The organism is Kitasatospora papulosa (assembly GCF_000717245.1).
Classification (GTDB): domain Bacteria; phylum Actinomycetota; class Actinomycetes; order Streptomycetales; family Streptomycetaceae; genus Streptomyces; species Streptomyces papulosus.
In genome coordinates this window covers 1-2,663 of record NZ_JNYQ01000049.1, presented here as the reverse complement: position 1 = coordinate 2,663, position 2,663 = coordinate 1, and the positions used below count along the sequence as shown (strand labels likewise).

The 2,663-nt window shown below is 48.4% G+C and carries 3 protein-coding genes and 1 pseudogene; all 4 read left to right on the top strand.

Annotated elements, in window-relative coordinates; translation table 11 throughout:
- Window positions 1-676: serine/threonine protein phosphatase (locus IA22_RS36125; protein WP_245229659.1), on the top strand; the 676-nt coding region annotated here is incomplete at its 5' end.
- Window positions 673-1,296 (top strand): antitermination protein Q, encoded by a 624-nt coding sequence (locus IA22_RS36120; RefSeq protein WP_001235459.1) that lies wholly within the window; start codon window positions 673-675, stop codon window positions 1,294-1,296. The genes IA22_RS36125 and IA22_RS36120, both read left to right, overlap by 4 nt.
- Before the next feature lie 676 nt (window positions 1,297-1,972).
- Window positions 1,973-2,296: pseudogene (locus tag IA22_RS37955) on the top strand (phage holin, lambda family).
- Window positions 2,280-2,663, top strand: a 384-nt coding sequence (locus tag IA22_RS36105) for a glycoside hydrolase family 24 protein (RefSeq protein ID WP_030125861.1), incomplete at its 3' end; no start/stop codon positions are given. The pseudogene IA22_RS37955 and the gene IA22_RS36105, both read left to right, overlap by 17 nt.

The window sequence follows — 2,663 nt, the reverse complement described above, 5'->3', positions numbered from 1 at the left end:
AGTGAAAGAGATGCGCTATTACGAAAAAATTGATGGCAGCAAATACCGAAATATTTGGGTAGTTGGCGATCTGCACGGATGCTACACGAACCTGATGAACAAACTGGATACGATTGGATTCGACAACAAAAAAGACCTGCTTATCTCGGTGGGCGATTTGGTTGATCGTGGTGCAGAGAACGTTGAATGCCTGGACTTAATCACATTCCCCTGGTTCAGAGCTGTACGTGGAAACCATGAGCAAATGATGATTGATGGCTTATCAGAGCGTGGAAACGTTAATCACTGGCTGCTTAATGGCGGTGGCTGGTTCTTTAATCTCGATTACGACAAAGAAATTCTGGCTAAAGCTCTTGCCCATAAAGCAGATGAACTTCCGTTAATCATCGAACTGGTGAGCAAAGATAAAAAATATGTTATCTGCCACGCCGATTATCCCTTTGACGAATACGAGTTTGGAAAGCCAGTTGATCATCAGCAGGTAATCTGGAACCGCGAACGAATCAGCAACTCACAAAACGGGATCGTGAAAGAAATCAAAGGCGCGGACACGTTCATCTTTGGTCATACGCCAGCAGTGAAACCACTCAAGTTTGCCAACCAAATGTATATCGATACCGGCGCAGTGTTCTGCGGAAACCTAACATTGATTCAGGTACAGGGAGAAGGCGCATGAGACTCGAAAGCGTAGCTAAATTTCATTCGCCAAAAAGCCCGATGATGAGCGACTCACCACGGGCCACGGCTTCTGACTCTCTTTCCGGTACTGATGTGATGGCTGCTATGGGGATGGCGCAATCACAAGCCGGATTCGGTATGGCTGCATTCTGCGGTAAGCACGAACTCAGCCAGAACGACAAACAAAAGGCTATCAACTATCTGATGCAATTTGCACACAAGGTATCGGGGAAATACCGTGGTGTGGCAAAGCTTGAAGGAAATACTAAGGCAAAGGTACTGCAAGTGCTCGCAACATTCGCTTATGCGGATTATTGCCGTAGTGCCGCGACGCCGGGGGCAAGATGCAGAGATTGCCATGGTACAGGCCGTGCGGTTGATATTGCCAAAACAGAGCTGTGGGGGAGAGTTGTCGAGAAAGAGTGCGGAAGATGCAAAGGCGTCGGCTATTCAAGGATGCCAGCAAGCGCAGCATATCGCGCTGTGACGATGCTAATCCCAAACCTTACCCAACCCACCTGGTCACGCACTGTTAAGCCGCTGTATGACGCTCTGGTGGTGCAATGCCACAAAGAAGAGTCAATCGCAGACAACATTTTGAATGCGGTCACACGTTAGCAGCATGATTGCCACGGATGGCAACATATTAACGGCATGATATTGACTTATTGAATAAAATTGGGTAAATTTGACTCAACGATGGGTTAATTCGCTCGTTGTGGTAGTGAGATGAAAAGAGGCGGCGCTTACTACCGATTCCGCCTAGTTGGTCACTTCGACGTATCGTCTGGAACTCCAACCATCGCAGGCAGAGAGGTCTGCAAAATGCAATCCCGAAACAGTTCGCAGGTAATAGTTAGAGCCTGCATAACGGTTTCGGGATTTTTTATATCTGCACAACAGGTAAGAGCATTGAGTCGATAATCGTGAAGAGTCGGCGAGCCTGGTTAGCCAGTGCTCTTTCCGTTGTGCTGAATTAAGCGAATACCGGAAGCAGAACCGGATCACCAAATGCGTACAGGCGTCATCGCCGCCCAGCAACAGCACAACCCAAACTGAGCCGTAGCCACTGTCTGTCCTGAATTCATTAGTAATAGTTACGCTGCGGCCTTTTACACATGACCTTCGTGAAAGCGGGTGGCAGGAGGTCGCGCTAACAACCTCCTGCCGTTTTGCCCGTGCATATCGGTCACGAACAAATCTGATTACTAAACACAGTAGCCTGGATTTGTTCTATCAGTAATCGACCTTATTCCTAATTAAATAGAGCAAATCCCCTTATTGGGGGTAAGACATGAAGATGCCAGAAAAACATGACCTGTTGGCCGCCATTCTCGCGGCAAAGGAACAAGGCATCGGGGCAATCCTTGCGTTTGCAATGGCGTACCTTCGCGGCAGATATAATGGCGGTGCGTTTACAAAAACAGTAATCGACGCAACGATGTGCGCCATTATCGCCTAGTTCATTCGTGACCTTCTCGACTTCGCCGGACTAAGTAGCAATCTCGCTTATATAACGAGCGTGTTTATCGGCTACATCGGTACTGACTCGATTGGTTCGCTTATCAAACGCTTCGCTGCTAAAAAAGCCGGAGTAGAAGATGGTAGAAATCAATAATCAACGTAAGGCGTTCCTCGATATGCTGGCGTGGTCGGAGGGAACTGATAACGGACGTCAGAAAACCAGAAATCATGGTTATGACGTCATTGTAGGCGGAGAGCTATTTACTGATTACTCCGATCACCCTCGCAAACTTGTCACGCTAAACCCAAAACTCAAATCAACAGGCGCCGGACGCTACCAGCTTCTTTCCCGTTGGTGGGATGCCTACCGCAAGCAGCTTGGCCTGAAAGACTTCTCTCCGAAAAGTCAGGACGCTGTGGCATTGCAGCAGATTAAGGAGCGTGGCGCTTTACCTATGATTGATCGTGGTGATATCCGTCAGGCAATCGACCGTTGCAGCAATATCTGGGCTTCACTGCCG

Excerpts from the sequence above, each read along its gene's own strand:
- IA22_RS36120 (WP_001235459.1), top strand. The coding sequence starts at position 673 with ATGAGACTCGAAAGCGTAGCTAAATTTCATTCGCCAAAAAGCCCGATG.